This is a genomic window from Desulfobaculum sp. (assembly GCF_054921475.1).
In genome coordinates, this window is the sequence record NZ_JBUDSW010000031.1 from 1 (window position 1) to 19,883 (window position 19,883).

The 19,883-nt window shown below is 63.6% G+C and carries 12 protein-coding genes; 4 read left to right on the forward strand and 8 right to left on the reverse strand.

Annotated elements, in window-relative coordinates; genetic code table 11:
• Positions 1-318: 318 nt before the first annotated feature.
• The 4 genes from ACY69P_RS03365 to ACY69P_RS03380 all read right to left on the reverse strand — a co-directional run bounded on the left by ACY69P_RS03365 (position 319) and on the right by ACY69P_RS03380 (position 3,432).
• On the reverse strand, positions 319-672 hold the full coding sequence (locus ACY69P_RS03365) for a tRNA-binding protein (RefSeq protein ID WP_459900652.1): 354 nt from the start codon (positions 670-672) through the stop codon (positions 319-321).
• Positions 673-712: 40 nt separating this feature from the next.
• A complete protein-coding gene (locus tag ACY69P_RS03370) occupies positions 713-2,086 on the reverse strand; it encodes a DUF711 family protein (RefSeq protein WP_462326567.1) in 1,374 nt (457 codons plus the stop codon).
• Positions 2,087-2,122: 36 nt separating this feature from the next.
• A complete protein-coding gene (locus ACY69P_RS03375; protein ID WP_459900651.1) occupies positions 2,123-2,680 on the reverse strand; it encodes a glycine cleavage system transcriptional repressor in 558 nt (185 codons plus the stop codon).
• A gap of 164 nt (positions 2,681-2,844) precedes the next feature.
• A complete protein-coding gene (locus ACY69P_RS03380) occupies positions 2,845-3,432 on the reverse strand; it encodes a DNA-3-methyladenine glycosylase I (RefSeq protein WP_462326568.1) in 588 nt (195 codons plus the stop codon).
• A 127-nt stretch (positions 3,433-3,559) separates the two neighbouring features.
• Between ACY69P_RS03380 and rarD the strand changes: the two genes are divergently transcribed.
• Entirely contained in the window at positions 3,560-4,462 is a 903-nt protein-coding gene (gene rarD / locus ACY69P_RS03385; RefSeq protein WP_459900649.1) for an EamA family transporter RarD, read from the forward strand.
• A gap of 139 nt (positions 4,463-4,601) precedes the next feature.
• On the opposite strand, the gene ACY69P_RS03390 is transcribed toward rarD, so the two are convergent.
• The gene (locus ACY69P_RS03390) at positions 4,602-5,444 is read right to left on the reverse strand and encodes a nitroreductase family protein (RefSeq protein WP_462326569.1); all 843 of its coding nucleotides are present in this window, start codon (positions 5,442-5,444) and stop codon (positions 4,602-4,604) included.
• A gap of 252 nt (positions 5,445-5,696) precedes the next feature.
• On the opposite strand from ACY69P_RS03390, the gene ACY69P_RS03395 reads away from it, so the two are divergent.
• Positions 5,697-6,059 (forward strand): hypothetical protein, encoded by a 363-nt coding sequence (locus ACY69P_RS03395; RefSeq protein WP_462326570.1) that lies wholly within the window; start codon positions 5,697-5,699, stop codon positions 6,057-6,059.
• A 74-nt stretch (positions 6,060-6,133) separates the two neighbouring features.
• Here ACY69P_RS03395 and ACY69P_RS03400 read toward each other — a convergent pair whose 3' ends face one another.
• The 3 genes from ACY69P_RS03400 to ACY69P_RS03410 all read right to left on the reverse strand — a co-directional run bounded on the left by ACY69P_RS03400 (position 6,134) and on the right by ACY69P_RS03410 (position 11,174).
• Positions 6,134-9,586 carry an acyl-[ACP]--phospholipid O-acyltransferase gene (locus ACY69P_RS03400; protein WP_462326571.1) on the reverse strand — a complete coding sequence of 1,151 codons (3,453 nt, stop codon included), beginning with the start codon at positions 9,584-9,586 and terminating at the stop codon, positions 6,134-6,136.
• 343 nt (positions 9,587-9,929) lie between these two features.
• The gene (locus ACY69P_RS03405; protein WP_462326572.1) at positions 9,930-10,508 is read right to left on the reverse strand and encodes a TetR/AcrR family transcriptional regulator; all 579 of its coding nucleotides are present in this window, start codon (positions 10,506-10,508) and stop codon (positions 9,930-9,932) included.
• Positions 10,509-10,640: 132 nt separating this feature from the next.
• Positions 10,641-11,174 (reverse strand): hypothetical protein, encoded by a 534-nt coding sequence (locus ACY69P_RS03410; RefSeq protein ID WP_462326573.1) that lies wholly within the window; start codon positions 11,172-11,174, stop codon positions 10,641-10,643.
• 216 nt (positions 11,175-11,390) lie between these two features.
• On the opposite strand from ACY69P_RS03410, the gene ACY69P_RS03415 reads away from it, so the two are divergent.
• Together ACY69P_RS03415 and ACY69P_RS03420 are read left to right on the forward strand one after the other, a co-directional pair.
• Positions 11,391-18,401 carry a transporter substrate-binding domain-containing protein gene (locus ACY69P_RS03415; protein ID WP_462326574.1) on the forward strand — a complete coding sequence of 2,337 codons (7,011 nt, stop codon included), beginning with the start codon at positions 11,391-11,393 and terminating at the stop codon, positions 18,399-18,401.
• 4 nt (positions 18,402-18,405) lie between these two features.
• Positions 18,406-19,883: adenylate/guanylate cyclase domain-containing protein (locus tag ACY69P_RS03420; RefSeq protein WP_462326575.1), on the forward strand; the 1,478-nt coding region annotated here is incomplete at its 3' end.

Consider the following 19,883-nt stretch of genomic DNA (forward strand, 5'->3'; position numbering starts at 1 on the left):
CAGACTCCCCCCGAGCGCGCGCGCTCCGTCGCCGCCGCACAGCGACTGGCGCGCTGGCGTGGGCACGCGGAGGCGGCCATGGACGACGGTGACACGCCATTGATGGTCAGCGCCCCGCGCCAAAGCCTTTGCCCGCCCAGCCCACGCGCGGCTCCATGAGGCTACATGAGGCAACAACATGGGGCGACATGGGGGGGAACAAGGGGCAGGCCTCTGCCACCACGCCAAAGCCCAGCCTCCCGCCAACGCTCACGCAGGCAGGGGGCAACTCGACTCCACCACGGCGCACCAAGGCGCCCTGCGGCGCCGCCTTACGCCTTAGGCAAGGCGGCTGCCGTTTGGCACGTCGCGTTCAGGCACGGCCAGCACAACGGCGCCGTCCTCACGGTGGAAGCCCGTCAGCAGGAATTCCGACTTCATGGGACCAATCTGCTTCACCGGAAAGTTGACCACGCCCACCACCTGACGCCCTACCAGCTCTTCCGGCTCGTAGATGTCCGTCACGCGGGCGCTGGTCTTCAACACGCCGATGTCGCCGCCAAAATCCGCCCACACCTTATGCGCGGGCACCCGCGCTTCCGGGAAGGCTTCCGCCTGCACCACCGTGCCGACGCGGATTTCAACCTTTTCAAAATCAGCCCATGAGAGTTCTCTGGTCGCGGTGTCCTGCATCGTCTTCTCCTGTGCGGGGCCAGCGCCGCCGCATGCGCCGTTAGTTCTTCATCTGATGGATAGGGGCCGGGATGCGCCCGCCAAGGGCAATGAAGTCCTCGGAACCCTGCATTTGCGGCACGGCCATAATCTTGGCCTCGCCAAGCAGGCCGCCCCACGACACGCTATCGCCGACGCCCTTGCCCGGAACCGGGATAATGCGCGCGGCGGTGGTTTTGGAGTTGATCATACCGATAGCCATCTCGTCCGCGATGATGGCGGATATGGTGGACGCTGGGGTATCGCCGGGGATGGGCACCATGTCGAGGCCCACAGAGCACACGCAGGTCATGGCTTCCAGCTTTTCAAGGCTCAGCTTGCCCGTGGCCGCGGCCTCGGCAATGTTGAGGTCCTCGGACACCGGAATAAACGCGCCGGACAGCCCGCCCACGTGGGAGGACGCAAACGCCCCGCCCTGTTTCACGGCGTCGTTCAGCATGGCCAGCACGGCGGTGGAGCCGGGCGCGCCAATGGAGGACAGGCCGAGGCTCTGGAAGATTTCGCCCACGCTGTCGCCCACCTGCGGGGCCGGGGCCAGCGATAGGTCCACCACGCCAAAGGGCAGGTTCAGCTTGCCCGCCACCTCGCGGCCAATAATTTCGCCGACGCGGGTGACCTTGTAGGCTGTGCGCTTGATGACCTCGGACAGCTCGCCAAGGTTGAACTCCGGGTTCGCCTCGCGGGCGCGGTCAATGGCCTTGCGCACCACGCCGGGGCCGGAGACGCCAACGCTCACCACAGCGTCAGGCTCGCCAACGCCAAGGTAGGCGCCCGCCATAAACGGCACGTCCTGCGGGATATTGGCAAAGACGACCAGCTTGGCGCAGCCAATGCCGCCACGGTCGGCGGTGCGGTCGGCGGCCTTGCGGATGGTTTCGCCCATGAGGGCCACAGCGTCCATGTTGATGCCGGTCTTGGAGGTGGCAACGTTGATGGAGGAGCACACGCGCTCGGTCACGGCAAGGGCTTCGGGCAGGGCCTCGATAAGGGCGCGGTCGCCCGAGGTCATGCCCTTGTCCACCAGCGCGCCAAAGCCGCCGAGAAAGTCCACCCCGGCGTCGCGCGCGGCTTCGTCCAGTACGCAGGCGGCGCGGACCATCTCGTCGGGGCCAAAGGCCGCGCCCACAACGCCCATGGGCGACACGCTGATGCGCTTATTCACCACGGGGATGCCGTACTTGTCGCCCACCTCGTCGCAGTAGGCGACCAGCTTTTCGGCGTGGCGGCTGATTTTGTCGCGCACCTTGGCGGCAAAGCGGTCAAAGTCGTCGCATGCGCAGTCAAAGAGGCTGATGCCAAGGGTCACGGTGCGCACATCGAGATGCTCGTTGCGCAGCATATTCAGAGTGCTGAGCACTTCGCGGTCTGTCAGCATTGGTTCTATCCTTGTGTAAAGATTCGGGTGCGGGGCCTACAGCGGCTCAACACGGTGCATGGCCTCGAAGATGTCCCTGTGCTGCAGGGTCACGCTCAGGCCAAGGCGCTCGGCCTCGGCAGCCAGCGCGGCGCGGATTTCCGCCACATCAACCGACACGGGCAGGGAAATCTCAAAGCCGATGATCATACGCTCCGAGTCCGCCGTACGCGGCAGGGCCTTCAGGTTCTCGATGTTGACGCCGTACTGGGCCAGCACGCCGCTGACGCCCGCGATGATGCCCTTTCGGTCCATGCCGATGAGGGTGACCACAAAGGGTTCGGCCTCCGGGGCGGGGCTGGCGGCGTCCGCGCCAAACTCGCGCAGGGTAAAGCTCATATCGTACGAGGCAAGGCCGCTTTCCAGCTTGCCGCGCACTTCATCCAGCCCCATCTCCTGCGGAAAGCTGGCGATGACAATCATCGCGAACTCCGTCTGCAGGATGGTCTGGGTGATTTCCTCAATATTCGAGTCCAGCTTGCAGAGCAGGTCCGCAAGGCTATGCAGGACGCCGGGGCAGTCGCGCCCCAAAAACGATACGACGATCTTGCGCATTGGTGTCTCCCATTTTGTCCGCTGGTCGCGGAATGTTCAGCCAAGGCATGTAAAGTCTGCGCGGTTTTGTCAAGAAAAGCGCATCATTGCATAGCGCGCCTACTGCGCCTGCAATACACGCTCGCGCCATATGGAACCCGGCAAAAAGGCCAGCTCCCCGGCGTCTACGCGCCCTCGCCCAGCGCGCGCACGGCCTCGTACCGCCAGCAGTCTACCAAATGATCATTCACCATGCCCATGGACTGCATAAAGGCGTACATCACCGTCGGCCCCACAAAGCTAAGGCCCCGCCGTTTCATATCCTTGGACATCGCCACAGAGATATCCGTCTGCGCCGGAACCTCCTCCATGGTGCGCCACGCGTTCTGGATGGGGCGTCCGTCCACAAAGCCCCACAGGTAGGCGTCCAGCGAGCCAAACTCCTCACGCACGGCCAGCGCGGCGCGGGCGTTGTTCACGGCGCTGCGGATTTTCGCCTTGTTGCGGATGATGGCCGTATTTTCGGCAAGGACGGCCATTCGCGCGTCGTCAAAGGCCGCCACCGCCGCCATGTCGAACCCGTCAAAGGCGGCGCGGTAGCCCTCGCGGCGCTCCAAAATGGTCCGCCAACTCAGCCCCGCCTGCGCGCCCTCCAGAATGAGAAATTCAAACAGCCGGACGTCGTCGTGCTCGGGCACGCCCCATTCCTCGTCGTGGTAGCGCACCATTCCTTCGGTGCCACGCGCCCACGCGCAGCGTATAATGTCGCTCATTTCTCCGCCTTTTCAGCATGTTGTGGCATAGCATCCGCCCTGCGGCGCATTTCTTCTTTACTTGCGGCGAACAAACGGTACCGTTGGACGCCGGTTCGCATTTCAACCACAAAGGACTCCCCCGTCAATGAAACCTGAAACGACATCGCACCTCGGCCTCGCCGCGGCGGCCTCCGCCTTTATCGCGTGGGGCCTGCTCCCCATCTACTGGAAAGCTCTCGACGCCGTTCCCGCTTCGGAAATCCTGTGCCACCGCATTGTGTGGTCCGCACCCTTTGTCGCCATACTGCTCACGGCCTCGCGCCGCTGGAACGAGGTGCTCACCGCCCTGCGCTCGCGGCGCACGGCGTGGCTGCTCACCATCTCCAGCCTGCTCATTGGCGCCAACTGGTTTACCTACATCTGGGCCGTGAATTCCGCCCATGTCATCGAGGCCAGCCTTGGCTACTATATCAACCCGCTGGTCAGCATGCTCCTTGGGTTCATCTTCTTCCGCGACAGGCTCTCGCGCATGCAGACCTTTGCCATTTGCCTCGGCGTGGCGGGCGTGCTCATGGAGCTGTGGGAATTTGGCCGCGTGCCGTGGATTGCCCTTGTCCTTGCGCTGAGCTTTGGCCTGTATGGCCTCGTGCGCAAGGTGGCGGTGGTGGAGGCCCTGCCCGGCCTGTTTGTGGAGACTCTTGCCCTCAGCGTGCCCGCCGTGGCCTACCTTGCCATGCTGGAAACGCAGGGCAATGCCGCCCTTGGGCATGTGGCGCTGTCCACGGACGCTCTGCTGGTGGGCGCGGGCGCCATTACCTCGCTGCCGCTGGCGGCTTTTGCCTTTGGGGCGCGCCGCCTGCGCCTGACGACCATTGGCATTTTGCAATACATCGGCCCCACGGGCATGTTCCTGCTTGGCGTCTTTCTGTACGGCGAGCCCTTCAGCATGTCGCGCCTGTGGACCTTTGCCTTTATCTGGACGGGCGTCATCGTCTACACCGTGGACAGCCTGCTGCGCTACCGCACCGAGCACGGCCACCGCGTGTAGCCCCTACCCCATCAGCTTTTCTGCGGCGCGCTGTCCCCCCGGATGGCGCGCCGCGCTGTAACCGCGACCAGCCCTGTCACAAAAAAACCGGGAAGCGCTTTCGCACTCCCCGGTTCCTTCTCAGCCGTATGATATCGTACTAGCCGTCAATCCACTGCACATCCGGCGCCATACGCGGCGGAATGGCGCCAAAGCGGCGCTCCGGGTGCCCCAGCATGAGGACGGCGTGGACCACACACTCCTCAGGAACGCCCAAATACTGCCGCAGGGGCGCATGGCCGTTGATGGCGTGGGTGACATACCCGGCCCAGCATGCGCCAAGGCCCGCGGCGTGGGCGGCAAGCTCCATATGCGCGGCGGCCACGACGGCGTCCTCGCCGGGGGTTGCGCCCTCGCGCGGGGCGTAGGCAATAGCCAGCGCCGGAGCGTTGCGGCAGATGAGGTCGCTGCCCGCACGGCAGGCGCGGACCACACCGCGCAGGTGCAGCTGCTGCACCAGAGGGTGCTTTTCGTCCACCTTTTCCTGCATCCAGTCGGCGGCGTGGGCCACCACGCGCTGCACGGCCTCCGGCGTCGCCACCATGGACCATTTGACGCGGCGCTCATTATGGCCGGAGGGCGCATAGGCCGTCAGGTCCACAAGGCGCTCCAGCATATCCCGCTCCACGGCCTGCTCCGTAAAGGCGCGCACCGAACGGCGCGACTGCATCAGCGCCTCGGCATCGCTGAGGCCGGGCAGGTCCTTGCGGCGAAAGCGCGTTGCATCGCGGCCCTCAAAGGCCGTCAGCGTTACCGCGCCCGTGGGACAGATGGCCATACAGTGGCCGCAGTGTAAGCACCGCTCCGCGCGGCGCGGATGCGGGCCAACCTCTCCCGTCGTCTTCTTATGGACAATCACGCCAAGGGGACAGTCCGCGGCGCACAGGCCACAGGCCACACACTTCTCGGCATCTATCGCTATGGGTGTCTTTGATACTTGCATACGCACCTACTTAGTCGTTTTTCACCAAAGCGCAAGTCCGGCGCTAATGGCCCGTCAGCTTTGGATTTTTGCAAATTCGCCGCAGTAGCATACCTATTTCGGAGCCGATACGCCACCCTTGGCCGCCGCGCAGACGGGCACTCCACACCACGGCCACAACCTGCTACCATGGCTTCCTGCGCCGCCAACACCCCGCGTCTGGCGCCACTTCGGGCCGCCGCGCCCCGCACCTTCAACCCGCACGACACAGCTATGCCAAACAGAAACGACTCCGGCCTGCCCAACCTTGAATTCCAAATGCTGATGCTCATTCTGGCGGAAAAGCGCACCGCGCATACCACCCTGCGCTCCGGTCTTTCCCTGTGCGCCTTTCAGCTGGCTATCCTGTCCTTTTTGGTGGCAACATCGCCGTACTACGACGTGGCCTCCAACGTCATCCTGCTCAGCCTTATCGGCGTCATGTGCACAGGCCTTATTGGCCTCGGGCTGTACCTTCTGCGCCGGGGCTGGGTGCGCATCCTCTTCCACGACAAACAGATGTCCAAAATTCTGGAGCGCAACCCCATGCTGGCGGAACTCTTCTACCACAAGTCGCGCATGGAGAAGCTGGGCTAGCACGCAAAAGCGCCCGCGCGAACGGCGTTCGCGCGGGCGCTGTCATATCTGCTTCACCGGCGCGGGGTGCGCCGCTAGCGGGCCAGCATCTCCTGCGCCATCTTGCGCGCGCCGCCAAGGTCGGTCTTGCCCGTGCCAAGGCGGGGAATCTCCTCCACGCTCAGGAAGGTGGACGGCACATTCAGCGCGTCGGTCCCGTCCTCCAGCATGGCCGCTTTGAGGGCGGCGGGCTTGTCCATACCACTCACAAGGGCCACCACGCGCTCACCCTTGCGCGCGTCCGGCACGGCCACGGCCACCACGTCCACCTCTTCGGGCGCGACGCGGTTCATGGCGTCCTCCACGGCGGTCAGGCTGACCATCTCGCCGCCAATCTTCGCAAAGCGCGAATACCTGTCCAGAATGATCAGGAAGCCGTCCTCGTCCAGACGGCCCTTGTCGCCGGTCTTGTACCAGCGGATGCCGTCCTTCTCCACGATAACGCTCTTGGTGCGCTCCTCGTCGCCAAGGTAGCCTTTCATAATCTGCGTGCCGCCGATGAGGATGAGTCCGGCCTCGCCCTCGGGCAGGTCCTCCAGCGTTTCGGGGTCCACAATGCGCAGGGCGCTGCCGGGCAGGGGCAGGCCAACGGTGCCGGGCTTGGAGCCAATCTGCACGGAGAAGTCCTTGGTATTGAGGACGTCTGTGGTATTGACGCTGGCAACCGGGGTCGTTTCCGTGGTGCCGTAGCCCTCGTAGATTTCCAGACCAAACTTGTCCCGGAAGGCCACGCGGGTCTCCTTGCTCAGGCGCTCGGCCCCGGCCACCACAAGGCGCAAAGAGGCGAACATCAGCGGATGCAAGCGCCTGTTGCGCGTGTACAGACCAAGGAAGGTCGGCGTTGCGCACAGGAAGGTCACCTGATGCCGCGCCACAATGCGCCCGATATTGCGCGCATCCGTCGGGTCCGGGTGACACACCACGGGGATGCCCTCCAAAAGCGGCAGGAAGGTGGTCACGGTAAGGCCAAAGGCGTGGAACAGCGGCAGCGTTCCGAGGATGACGTCATGGTCCTGCGCGTTGAGCAGATTGGACACCTGCTTCACGTTGCCCATGATGTTCTCGTGCGAGAGCATAACGCCCTTGGGCGTGCCCTCGGAGCCACTGCTGAACAGGATGGCCGCCGTATCGCCAAGGTTCACCCGCCGCACAAACAGCAGACGCAGCACCCACACCGGCAGGGCCTCCATGGCCAGCATGGTGACGATGAACTTCCGCTTGCTGATGTTCTCGCGCATGTCCTCCATGAGGAAGACGTCCATGCCCTCAAGCACGGCGCGCAGGTCAAAGCCCTTGGCCTTCAGCTTGGTCAGGAAGGTGCGCGAGGTGACAACCGTGCGGATTTCCGCGCGCTCCACGGCGCTGCGGATGGCGTCGGTGCCGGAAGTATAGTTGAGGTTCACCACGGTCTTGCCGCGCATGAGCAGGGCCAGATTGGCGATGGCCCCGCCCGCGCTGGCAGGCAGCAGCAGGCCTACATTCTGCTGGCCGCGGACGCGGTTTCGCAGCATGCGCGAGGCCAGCACCGTGGTGGTGAGCAGCCTGCGGTAGGTCAGGTCCGCGCCTGTGGAATCCGCCAGCGCATGGCGGCCCATGTAGGTCTTGGCGGTCTTGAGCCATGCCACGGGCAGGGTGTCGAACGTTTCGGCGTATTCCTTCCACGCGTCGATGGACAGACGCGCCACGGCGTTTTTCACATCAAGGGCCGAGGCCTCGGAGGACAGCGGCTCCCCAAAGCAGATGGTCACGTCGCGGGTGCGGCGGATGCGGGACATCTCACGAAAACGCGTGGTGGCGAAGGAGAAGGCGCTGCCCCACAGCCCGCGCAGGTAAAAGGGCACGATAACGCAGTTGGACTGGCGGGCCGGTCCCTGAAAGCCGCGCTTAAACTCGCCCAGCTGGCCGTTGCGGCTGATGGCGCCCTCGGGGAAGATGACGACGCACTCGCCGTTTTCCAGCGCGGCGCTGATGGCCTTCAGGGCGGCCTTGTTGGCGCGGGCCGAGATGGGAATAACGCCCAGCCAGCGCAGGAACCACTTCAGGTACCACCGCTCGTAGATTTCCTTGTCCATGACAAAGCGCATGCGGCGCGGCACGCCAAGGGACAAAATAGCCCAGTCAATCCAGCTGACATGGTTGCCAAGCAGGAGCACGCCGCCCTCGGAGGGCAAATTGTTGATGCCGGAGACGGACACCTTGTAGCGCTGGGAAAAAATCAGACGGAGCAGGTAGCGGAACAGGGACTGTGGGAGCTTGTACAGGGTATACAGGGTGCCGCACAGCACCACGGCGGAGAGCATATAAAACAGCGGCACACTGCCAATGCCCACATGGGACAGGCCAAAGGTCAGCCCCAGGAAGGTGAGCATGCCGATGTTCTGCAGGAAGTTGTTGCCCGCCAGCACCTTGCCCATGTTCTCCTTGCTGGCCGCAAACTGCAGCAGGGAGTTGAGCGGCACAATGAGCAGGCCGCCGCACACGCCGTAGACAAACAGCAGCGAGCCAAGGACGAACTTGCTCTCAATGGACGGCAGCAGCAGCAGGCTGACGGCCATGCCGATGGCGCCAAGGGGAATGGTTCCGGTCTCGATGTAATTGCGCGAGCAGCGCCCCGCAACGGCGGAGCCAAGGATGATGCCAAGGCCGCCGATAGCCAGCATCCCCTGCGCCACCACGGTGTTCATCTCGCCCGTCACTTCCTTGAGGTAGGCGCCAAAGGCGGCCAGCACCACCTGATTCACGGACCAGAACACCATCAGGCCAATGATGGACAGCCAGATGACTTCCTTGCCGCGCAGCAAGTTCAGGTTGGCGCGCAGGTAGCCGCCATGCAGATAGGTGGACAGGTCCAGCTTGGAGGACGGGTCGCCCGCCTGCTTTTCGGGCAGGCTGAAGGCAATGGCCGTTTCCATAACCGCGCCAACGATGAGAAAATACCCGCACGGGGCAATCTGGCGCAGAATCTCGGCCGGGGTGGCGGCGTCGCTGACAAGGAAGGCCTCGAAAAAGCCGGAAAAGATGACCGCGCCGGCAAGGATGGCCACAATGGTCACCGCCTGCACGGCGGCGTTGGCCGGGGCAAGGCCTTCCTTGCCCGTCATTTCCTTAATGTAGCCGTACTTGGCAGGCGAATAGAAGGCGCTCTGCACCGCCAGCAAAAAGGTCAGGGCAAAGGCGGGCCAGAACAGGCCCATGTAGTAGCACACCGTAATGCCCACCGTAATGGGGATGGACAGCCCGGCGCAGACCTTGATGACCTTGTCCTTGGGGTAGCGGTCGGACAAAAAGGCCGACGGCGTAAAAAGCAGAATAAACGGCAACAGGATAAGCGCGTTGACGAGGGCCGTCAGCGCAATCTGCTCCGTTCCGGAAAACGTCTTGAACACGGTGTTCTGGATGACAATCTTGTGCCCCAGATCCGTCACCGCGTTCAGCAGGACAACCAGTATATATGGCAGGAAACCACCAATCTTCCAAATACTCTGCATGCTCTCGTTCCTTTCTTGTGCCTGCCCGGGATGGGAATACGTGCGGAAATCCCCTCTGGTAGAGGAAACTGCGAATTCCTGCAACACGGGGCTTTGCCGCGCCGCCACAGCAGGCAGGCGCATGGGCATGATACCACGTTGCCAAGGCTCTGGCGCGCAGCGGCGCGCCCAATCGGGGCCAGCGGCGGGCTTCTCCGCCCTTTCCCCACGCCCGGCGCACCCGCGCCGGACTTCCTTTCGCCTTGTTTGTAAGTAAACGTTGACTTACTAATACGGGCAGACCGCCACGCGGTCAAGGGCTTTTCCCGTGTGGCGGCTGATTGGCCGCGATATGTGGGACGGATTAGTCTGCGGAGAGCTGCAAAACCCGCGCGGTTGCGGCAACAACGGCGTCCACCACCGCCGGGGTCAGGCGCAGGCGGTCGTAGCGGTGCATCACCAGCGGCTGGAGCACCACCCCCATGACCAGCCCGGCGTACAGGGCGGCGTCGCCGTCGGGCACGGCCCCGTCGTCCATGGCCTCGCGCACAAAACGCACGGTCATGTCATTGGGGTTCACCTCTGCGGGCATGGCCTGCTCCTCGGGGAATCCGTGCTGGGTGAGCATGATAAAGGCAAACTCCACAGGATGCTCATGGTAATAGGAAAAGATGAACCGGACGCTGCGCTCCAGCCGGGCCGCAGCGCCTGCGCCTTCTTCAAACAGGCGGGGGCCAAGGCCGTCGGCAAAGCGCTCAATCTCCTGCCGGAACAGCTCCCACGCCATCTCGTTCTTGCCGCTATAGTGCCGGTAGAGCGCGCCCTCTGTCACGCCAGCCTCGCCCGCGATGTCCTTAATGGTGGTGCGGGCCAGTCCCTTGGTGGCAAACAGCGCAATTGCCGCCTGCTCTATGTCGCGCTTTTTTACTGCCGGTCGTGCCATGGGCGCTCCTTTTCGGTGAATGAATGTTCACTCTCGAATAAAGGGTCGCCCCCGCCCTGTCAACGCGTCAGGCGGGCACAAAAAAAGGGACGCTGGTCAGCGTCCCTTTGGGCTTTGGCGTCATCTGGCGCGCTACACGACAACATCCAGTGAAGGGGTTTCGGCCTTGGGGGCGTCACCAGCCTTCTTGGCATTGGCCTTTGGTGCGCCCTCAGGCTGCGCCGGGGCCTCGCGCCGCCGTTCGGCGCGCTCGGCGTCGTCCTTGCGCTCCCCTTCCATACGCTCGTTGGCGGACCTCGCAACATCGCGGTTGCCCATCTCCTCCACGGCGCGTTCGGCCCTCTGCCCGGCGAGGGTGCGGGAGGCATAGCTGCCCGGGTCAACGCTGGCCTGAATCTGATAGGTTTCGATCATGCTGCTCATGGTGTTCTTGTACTGATTCTGTACCTCGAACCCCATCATCATGCCCTTCAGGTAGCGGGAGGTCTGCTCACCGCTCTGCACAAAGTTTCCGGCAAGCATGCTTCCGGGCGTCCCCACGTTCTCCGTAGGCGACGCAAGCATGCCGGCCAGAGACTGCGCTCCGCCCTCTCCGGCCTGCGTGGTGGCCGGAGCCTGTCCCATATAAAAATGGGTGGGGGACGATCCGATGCCTGCAATATTCATTGTGCCCTTCCTTGTAAAAATGCACGTATTTCTCCGCACTATGCATCGTATCGGCGACAATCGGGCAAACTTTATACCTTGCAATAGATTTTCCGAACTTTTCCCGCAATGCCCCGGCATATCATGCTCTCTTTCATTCATTGGCATTTTCCACTGCACGCAATTCTCCGCGCAAAAGCGTTCCAACGTGCCTCAAAATACTGTATGAATTTGAAGATGCATTCTCTTTTTGCCTTGTGGCTGCGCCGCGTGCGCCCCATCGCCTGCGCCATCATGGTTCTGGCGGCCCTTTGCGGGGCCAGCCTGAATGCGCTTGCCCAGCCGTGGCAAGCAGACGCCCTCTCCCTCTCCGAGGCCGACCTTGCGTGGATTGCCAAGCATCCGCGCATCTCCATCGGCATCATGAACGCTTGGCCGCCCATGAACGCGGCATCCCCCTCCGGCGCGCCGGAGGGCATTGGCGTGGACTATCTGCGCCTTATCGAAAAGCGCCTCGGCATCACCTTTGACATCACTCCCGCGCCCTTCAAGGACAACATGGCGGCCGTGCAGTCGGGCGCGCTGGACGCCATCATGGATGTGACGCCTAGGCCCGAGCGGGCGGAGTTCTTGGACTTTACCGCGCCCTACCTGACGGTGCCGCATGTCCTCATCGCCCGCACCAACGGACCGCGCTATTCCTCGCCGGACGCCCTTGGCGGCAAGGCCCTTGCCCTTGAGCAGGGGTTCTTTGGCGTCACGCACTTCCGGCGCACGCATCCAGACATCACCATTAAGGAATTCCCCAACACAGCGGCCTGCCTGATGGCCGTGTCGCAGGGGCAGGCAGAGGCCTATATCGGCAACCGCGCGGTGGCCATGTACATCATTGCCCAACAGCTTCTGACCAACCTTGCGGTCCACTCCACCATGCCGGGGCACGCCTCCATCCTCGCCATTGGCGTGCGCAAGGACCTGCCCGGCCTCCCACCGTTGCTCAACAAGGCTCTTGCCAGCATCAGCCTTGGTGAGGAGCTTGCCATCCTTGCCAAGTGGACGGGACAAAAACGCACCGCGGCGGAGACGGTACGCCTCAACTATGAAGAGCGCATGTGGCTGAGCACCCACCCGGAGATTACCGTCTCCAGCGAGCCAGACTACGCCCCCTTTGATTTTCGTGAAAACGGCCACCCCACGGGCTTTTCCGTGGACCTGCTGCGCATCATCGCCGCGCGCACGGGGTTGCAGCTGCGCTTTGTGAAGGATACGTGGGAAAATCTGGTCCAGATGGGCAAAACCGACAAGCTGGACCTCGTGCACACCATCTTCTACACGCCACAGCGCACGCGGCATTTTCTGTTCACATCGCCCTACAAGTCAGTGGTGAACGCCATCTTTGTGCGCAGCGACGTCAAGGGCGTCAACGCCCTTAAGGACCTTGCGGGCAAGCGCGTACTGCTTTCGCGGGGGGACACCGTTGGCGAGTACATCTCGCGGGCCGTCCCGGATGCGGACGTCCAGTACCTGCCCACCTATGAGGCCATCCTCAAGGGGCTGGCTATCGGACGCGGCGACGCCACCGTCATTGATAGCGCCGTGGCGCATTACCTTATCCGCCGCTTTACCCTCACCAACATCATCCCCGTGGCCGAAGCCGACATCCCGGCCGGGGACCGCGACCCGCGCTACCGCTTTGCCGTGCGCAAGGACTGGCCGCAGCTGCACTCCATCCTGCAAAAGGGCCTCAGTTCCATTACCGATGAAGATATGGCCCGGCTGGAACGGCGTTGGTTCGGCACCGTCTCCACCACCGCGCAGGGCGCGCCCATCCAGCTGACGCCCGCCGAACAGGACTACCTGTCCCGCAACCCCGTCATCCGCGTGCACAATGAAATGAACTGGCCGCCCCAAAACTACAACGAAGGCGGCAAGCCCAAGGGCTACTCCGTCGCCTACATGAACCTTGTGGCCCAAAAGCTGGGGCTGACCATTGAGTACATCTCCGGCCCCCGCTGGGACGAATTTATGGACATGGCGCGGCGCGGCGAACTGGACGTGCTGCTCAACATCGTAGAGACCGACGCCCGGCGCGAGGACTTCGCCTTCACCCGCCCCTACATCAAATACCCCTCCGTCCTCATCCACCGCCGGGACAACACCGCCGCCACCTCTCTCGACGCCATGCGCGGCAAAACCATGGCCGTCATCAAAGGCTTCTACGAGCAGGAAGTGCTGGCCCGGGATTATCCGGACATCCGCATGGAGTTCTACAACAGCCTGCTGGCCTGCCTGAAGGCCGTGGCCGACGGCAAGGCCGACGCCACCCTTGGCGGCGCAAACGAGGCGGCCTACCTCATCCGGCGCAACTCGCTGATGAATCTCACCCTCACAGGCGGACTGCCGCCCGAGACCTTCGAGGTGGCCCTGCACATTGCCGTACCACGAGACAGCGCCATCCTGCGCGACATCATCCAAAAGGGCATGGACGCCATCACCCCCACGGAGAACGCCAGAATCCACGACCAATGGATTGGCGACCTTGGCCTGCTGGACTCCAGCGGCAACCGCACGGTCTTCGACATCCGCACGGAGGACCAAACCCTGCGCATCTGGATGCTGGGGCTTGGCATTGTGGTGCTGTTTGCGGGGATGTTCTACCTCATCCGCATCAGCCTGCGCGCCGTCTCCGAGGACGCCCTTGCCTCTGGGCTTGGCTCACGGCGCATCAGAAGCATGATGATTGCGGGCGTGTTGCTGCTTGTCGTCATGGTCACGGCGCTGGCGTGGTTCATCCTTGAGTACAACCGCAACCGCGTGGCCGACGCCATCGCAGACAACCTCACCGCCGTGCACTCCAGCGTTGTGGACCGCCTCAACGCCTTGGCCCAGCGCCACCGGGGCATCACCGAAACCCTTGCCGGGGCGGAATCCGTCCGCAGCGGCGCCAGAGCGCTCCTGGCCATGCCCCACCTGCCGGGCACCCTTGCCGCGTCCAAGTCGCAGCAGGCCATCCGCACGCTGTTTGCCGACACCACCGCCCTGCACCAGACCCTTGGCTTCCACCTCATCAGCCCGCACGGCACCATCATTGCCGCGCAGGACAACGCGCCCCTCGGCACCACAAGCCCCATTGCCAACGCGCAGGCCAGCCTGCTGGCGCGCGCCCTTTCGGGTGAAACCGTCTTCCTGCCGCCCATCAGCCCCAGTACGGCCCTCACTGACTCCCAGCCCGTGCCCATGGGCTACGCCGCGCCGGTCCGCGGGCCGGACGGTTCGGGCATTGCCGTGCTGGTGCTCCGCATCGACGCCATGAGTGAATTCTCGCAGATTATGCAATCCGGCAGGATGGGCCGCACGGGCGAGAGCTACGCCTTTAATCGCAAAGGCGTCATGCTCTCGCAAAGCCGCTTCCAGCGCGAGCTGGAAGACATAGGCCTGCTGGCGGAGAACGCCACCAGCATTTTGAACATCACCCTGCACGCGCCCGGCACAGGCGTTACCCCCGCGCCCCTCACGCGCATGGCGGCCAGCGCCACGCAGGGCAGCAGCGGCATGGACCTCAAGGGCTACACCGACTACCGCGGCTCGCACGTGGTGGGGGTGTGGTCATGGGACGCCCAGCTTGGCATCGGCATCGCCACAGAGCAGGACCACGCGGAAGCCTACGCCACCTTTACCAGCATGCGCTGGGGCATTTTGCTCACCGTTGGGGCCACGCTCTTTCTCGCCTCCGGCGCCACGCTGTTTACCCTGCTCCTTGGCGAACGCAGCAGCATGGCCCTCATCGCGGCCCGCGACGAATTGGAAGACCGCGTGCGCGAGCGCACCATGGACCTGGAGCGCAGCGAGGAGCAAATCCGCGCCATGTCCGATGCCTCCCTCGACGCGGTCATCATGCTCGACTCCACAGGACACGTGCGCTTTTGGAACAGCGCGGCGGAACAGATGTTTGGTTTCTCCGCCGAGGAAACCCTTGGGCAAGACATGCACGCCCTCTTCGTGCCGCAGGAGCACCGCGAGGCCGCCTACGCTGGGCTTCAGACCTTTGCCCAAACAGGGCAGGGCAAAGTCATCGGCGGCATTAGCGAAGAAACAGCCCTGCGCCGTGACGGCGCGCTCTTCCCCGTGGAAATCGCCATTGCCTCCTTCCAGATTGCCGGGGAATGGTTCGCCGTTGGCACCGTGCGCGACATTACAGACCGCAAAGCGCAGGAAACAGCGCTGGCCGAGGCCGAGGAACGCACCAGAAATATTCTGGAATCCGTTGGCGAAGGCATCTTTGGCGTGGACAACACCGGCACCACGCTGTTCATCAATCAGGCCGCGCTGAACATGCTGGGCTACGCCCCAGAGGACATCTACGGCCAAAACATCCACGCCCTTATCCACCACTCCCACCCCGATGGCAGCACCTACAACGTGCACGAATGCCCCATGCACCTCGCCTTCACCACCGGCGCGCCCCAGCGCATCGTGGACGAAGTGCTGTGGCGCAAGGACGGCACCAACTTCCCCGTGGAGTACACCGCCGCGCCCATCGAGCGCGATGGCGCCCCCATCGGCGCGGTTATCGTCTTCCACGACATCACCCAGCGCCTTGAGATGGAACGCAACCTGCGCGAATCCACGGACCTGCTGCAAACCGTCATCGATACGATGCAAGCCGTGGTGCTTATGAAGGACCTTGATGGCCGCCACCTGCTGGTCAACGACTACTACACCCGCGCCACCGGCCTCACCAAGGAGGCCATCACGGGCAAAACGGACCATGAGGTCTTCCCACCCGAGGTCGCCGACGCCATCGTGGCCGTGGACCGGGACGTTATGCGCACGCGCCAGATTACGGAATTTGAGGAAGAAGTCCCCCACCCCGACGGCACCGTGCACGCGTACCTCACCACCAAGGTTCCCCTCGTGGATGACCGGGGCAAGGTGTATGGCATCTGCGGGTTGGCCGTGGACGTCACCACCCTCAAGGAGATGGAACGCGAACTCACTGCCGCCAGACAAGCCGCGGACGACGCCAACAAGGCGAAGTCGGACTTCCTTGCCAACATGAGCCACGAAATCCGCACCCCCATGAACGCCATCCTCGGCATGAGCCATCTGGCCCTGCAAACGGACATGTCGCGCAAGCAGCGCGACTACGTGAACAAAATCGACATGTCCGCCAAGGCGCTGCTGCGCATCATCAACGACATTCTGGACTTTTCCAAAATTGAGGCGGGCAAGCTGGACATCGAGCATATCCCCTTCCACCTTGAGGACGTGCTGGACAACCTTGCCAACCTCGTCAGCGTACGCGCGCAGGAAAAGGGGCTGGAGCTCTTGTTCCGCACCGAAACGGACGTCCCCTTCGGCCTTGTGGGCGACCCGCTGCGCCTTGGGCAAATTCTCATCAACCTTGCCGGAAACGCCGTCAAATTCACGGACCACGGGGAAATCGTCATCACCACCAGCGTAGTGGAACGCACGGACGACGCCATCATGCTGCGCTTTGGCGTTGCGGATACGGGCATCGGCCTCACCGAGGCCCAGCGCGCCAAGCTCTTCACCGCCTTTACGCAGGCGGATACCTCCACCACGCGCAAATTCGGCGGCACCGGCCTTGGGCTGACCATCTCCAAGCGCCTCGTGAATATGATGGACGGCGACATCGGCGTGGACTCCCAGCCCGGCGAAGGCTCCACCTTCTGGTTCACGGCCCGCTTTGGCCTGCACGAGGTGCCGCGCCAGCGCCGCTTTGTGGTCAAGGACGACTTCAAGGACCTGCGCATCCTTGTGGTGGACGACAACACCACCTCGCAGGAAATCCTGCGCAGCATGCTGGAGAGCTTCTCCTTTGCCGTGGATATCGCCTCGTCCGGGGCGGAAGCGCTGGATAAGCTGGAAACCGCCGCAGAGCCCTACAAACTGGTGCTCATGGACTGGAACATGCCCGGGATGGACGGCATAGAAACCTCCCGCCGCATCAAGTCGCACCGCAACCTGCCAAAGACCCCAACCATCATCATGGTCACGGCCTACGGGCGCGAGGAAGTTATGCAGCAGGCCGAGGATATTGGGCTGGAAGGCTTCCTTATCAAGCCCGTGGGGCAGAGCGTGCTGTTCAATACCATTATGGAAGTCTTCGGCGAGCGCGCGGAGGCCACCTCGCGCCTGAGCGAAAGCGTCGGCATGTTGGACGAAGCGCGCCGCACCATCGCCGGAGCGCGGGTGCTGCTGGCCGAGGATAACGACATCAACCAGCAGGTGGCGACGGAACTTCTAGAGCAGGCAGGGCTTGCCGTTACCGTGGCCAGCAACGGGCGCGACGCGGTGGACAAGGCGCGCAGCGGCGACTTTGACGCCATCCTCATGGACATCCAAATGCCGGAGATGGACGGCTTTGAAGCCACGGCGGCCCTGCGCGCCGAGGCGCGCTTTGCGCACCTGCCCATCATTGCCATGACCGCCCACGCCATGGCCGGGGACCGCGACAAGAGCCTTGAACGCGGCATGAACGACCACGTCACCAAACCCATCGACCCGGACGCGCTGTACACCACCCTTATCCAGTGGATTCCCCACGAAGGCCACGGTACGGACGAGGCTCCCGCTCCGTCGTCAGCCACGCCGCCCGGGCAGGACAACGCCGCCCTTTTGCCGGACGCCCTTCCCGGCTTTGATATGGACGCAGGGCTGACCCGCGTTGGCGGCAACGCCGCGCTCTACCACTCCCTGCTCATCAAACTGCGCACAGACCACGCAGACGCGGCCCAGCGCATCCGCGACATGCTGGCGGACGGCAACACAGCAGACGCCGAACGTCTCGCCCACACCGTAAAGGGCGCGGCAGGCAACCTTGGGGCCGACGCGCTTTCGTCTGCGGCCAAGGCCGTGGAATTCGCCATCAAGGACGGCGCAACAACGCCGCAGGCCGCGCAGGTCGACGCCTTTGCTGATGCACTTGCTGCGGCAGTGGCAACGCTAGCGGGCCTGCACACCGAGGCCCCGGCCCAGCCCACAGCGGCGCACGGCCCGCCCACCGCTGTGGAATCGCTCCTTGAGGCCCTTGACGGCATCAAGGCGCCGCTGTCTTCGCGCAAGCCGCGCCCCAGCAAGGAAAAGTTCGCCGAACTTGAACACCTCGTCTGGCCGCAGTCCCTGCACGGCGACATCGCGCAGCTGGGCACCCAGATATCACGCTACAAATTCGCAGACGCACTGACGACCGTGGACGACATCATCGCCAAGCTTGAGGGGTAGAACCATGATGACCGACGACGCCCGCGCCAACATCCTCGTCGTGGACGACACCGACACCAACATCGACATCCTGATGGAGATACTGGGCGAGCGGTACGAAGTGCTTGTTGCCCTTGATGGCGCATCCGCGCTGGAAGTGGCCGAGGCCGAAGTCCCGGACCTTGTGCTCCTTGACGTTATGATGCCGGACATGGACGGCTGGGAGGTGTGCCAGCGCCTCAAGGCCAACCCCAAGACCCAGGGCATCCCGGTCATCTTCATCACCGCCAAAACGCAGATGGAGGACGAAATCCGCGGCTTTGAGCTGGGGGCGGTGGATTTTATCACCAAGCCCATCAGCCCCCCCGTGGTGCTGCGGCGCGTGGCGTCCACACTGGCCCTCAAGGAGCAGACCGACCGCCTGACCATGCTGTCGGCCAAGCTGGGAAAATACCTTTCCCCGCAGGTGTACGAGTCCATTTTCTCCGGCAAGCAGGATGTGCAAATCGGCGGCGGCCGCAAAAAGCTGACCATTTTCCTCTCGGACATTGTGGATTTTACCGCCACCACGGAGCGGCTGGAGCCCGAGGACATGACCGTCCTCCTCAACAGCTACCTTGACCGCATGTCCTCCATTGCCATGGCCCACGGCGGCACCATCGACAAATTCATCGGCGACGCCATTCTCATCTTCTTTGGCGACCCCATGTCCAAGGGCGTGGCCGAGGACGCCCGCGCCTGCCTGAACATGGCCCTTGAAATGCGCGGCGCACTGGAGGAGCTCCAGCGGGAGTGGTTCCAGCACGGCGTGGAGACACCCTTTCAGGTGCGCATGGGCATCAATACGGGCTTTTGCACGGTGGGCAACTTTGGCTCGCGCAAGCGCATGGACTACACCATCATTGGCGGACAGGTGAACGTGGCCGCGCGCCTTGAGCAAAACGCCCTGCCGGACCAGATTCTCATTTCCCACGAAACATGGTCGCTGGTGAAGGACGACATCCACTGCATCCCCAAGCCGCCCATCACCGTGAAGGGCATCCCCCACCCCATTCAGACCTATCAAGTGGTGGGCTCTACGGACGCCGTAGAGGACTCCGCCCACGCAGTACGCGGCTATGTCCAGCCTGCCACAACTCTGGCGCCGGATGCGCCCGTGCGCGACGCGCTGGACCTGCTGGCCGACGCGCCGCCCTACGGCACGGTGGTCCTCGCCGGAGACAGCGGCCCCGTGGGCGTTTTGTCCCGCGCGGGGCTGGACGCCGCCCTCTGCGCGGAGCAGGACAAAGCGCTGCTTCTGGACCGTCCGGTCTCCACCCTTGCGCCCAGCGCCCCGGTCATCCTTGATGCGGGCGCGCCCCTGACCCAAGCCGCCCAGCGCATGACCGACCGCACCGGCGCATCCCTGTGCGAGGCCGCCATTATCCTTCAGGACGGCAAGCTTCTTGGCATTTTGCCCATCCCGGTCCTGCTCACCCAGCTCACGGCCCTTGCGAAGGAGCG

Coding starts and splice junctions, on each gene's coding strand:
- ACY69P_RS03365 (WP_459900652.1), bottom strand. CDS start 672: ATGCAGGACACCGCGACCAGAGAACTCTCATGGGCTGATTTTGAAAAG.
- ACY69P_RS03370 (WP_462326567.1), bottom strand. CDS start 2,086: ATGCTGACAGACCGCGAAGTGCTCAGCACTCTGAATATGCTGCGCAAC.
- ACY69P_RS03375 (WP_459900651.1), bottom strand. CDS start 2,680: ATGCGCAAGATCGTCGTATCGTTTTTGGGGCGCGACTGCCCCGGCGTC.
- ACY69P_RS03380 (WP_462326568.1), bottom strand. CDS start 3,432: ATGAGCGACATTATACGCTGCGCGTGGGCGCGTGGCACCGAAGGAATG.
- rarD (WP_459900649.1), top strand. CDS start 3,560: ATGAAACCTGAAACGACATCGCACCTCGGCCTCGCCGCGGCGGCCTCC.
- ACY69P_RS03390 (WP_462326569.1), bottom strand. CDS start 5,444: ATGCAAGTATCAAAGACACCCATAGCGATAGATGCCGAGAAGTGTGTG.
- ACY69P_RS03395 (WP_462326570.1), top strand. CDS start 5,697: ATGCCAAACAGAAACGACTCCGGCCTGCCCAACCTTGAATTCCAAATG.
- ACY69P_RS03400 (WP_462326571.1), bottom strand. CDS start 9,586: ATGCAGAGTATTTGGAAGATTGGTGGTTTCCTGCCATATATACTGGTT.
- ACY69P_RS03405 (WP_462326572.1), bottom strand. CDS start 10,508: ATGGCACGACCGGCAGTAAAAAAGCGCGACATAGAGCAGGCGGCAATT.
- ACY69P_RS03410 (WP_462326573.1), bottom strand. CDS start 11,174: ATGAATATTGCAGGCATCGGATCGTCCCCCACCCATTTTTATATGGGA.
- ACY69P_RS03415 (WP_462326574.1), top strand. CDS start 11,391: ATGCATTCTCTTTTTGCCTTGTGGCTGCGCCGCGTGCGCCCCATCGCC.